The sequence below is a fragment of the Streptomyces rubellomurinus genome (assembly GCF_000961885.1).
GTDB classification, from domain to species: Bacteria; Actinomycetota; Actinomycetes; order Streptomycetales; family Streptomycetaceae; genus Kitasatospora; species Kitasatospora rubellomurina.
The window spans coordinates 1-593 of the sequence record NZ_JZKH01000296.1 but is presented as its reverse complement, the minus strand read 5'-3'; the positions used below and the strand labels follow the sequence as shown (position 1 = coordinate 593).

Below are 593 nucleotides of genomic sequence, written 5' to 3'. Positions count from 1 at the left end.
CGGGTACTCGGTGCGGGCGGTCCGCAGCAGGCCCCACAGGGCGGCCTGCACCGGATCGCCGGCCACCGCGCCGCGCGTCACGAACACCAGCTCGACCGATTCCAACGCCGGTTCTGCGACCAGCTGTTGCGTCAGCGCCAGCCCGGTCGACAGCGCCTCGTGGACGGGGCCGGCCGAGCCGGTCAGGTCCACGGCGACGGCCGAGGGGTGAGCCTCGGCGGCGAGGCGGCCGATCAGGGCCGCCACGCCGTCGACCAGGCGGGCGGTGGGGAGTCCGGCGAGGAGCGCCGCGCCCGCGCCCGTGCCCTCGCCGAGGATCCAGAGGTCGGCGCGTGAACGCTCCTCCAGAACCCGGGTCTCCTGATAGCTGACGCGGTAGAGGTGGTCGACTGTTGCACCGGCGCGGACCTGCTCGGCGCTCGCCTCGCGGATCTGCAGCCCGTCCACGTACGCCACCGGCCCACCGGCCGGGTCCGCCACCCAGATCCGGGCAATGGTGCCCGACGCGTCCAGGTCGACGCGCACCCGCAGTTCGGTGCCACCGGCCGCGAACAGCTCCACGCCCGTCCACTCGAAGGGCAGGAACACCCGCT

1 protein-coding gene is annotated in these 593 nt (G+C 74.5%); it reads right to left on the bottom strand.

The window, feature by feature from the left end:
- Positions 1-593 (bottom strand): Rossmann-fold NAD(P)-binding domain-containing protein (locus tag VM95_RS37905; protein ID WP_045706131.1); only part of this gene is annotated, 593 nt, incomplete at both ends.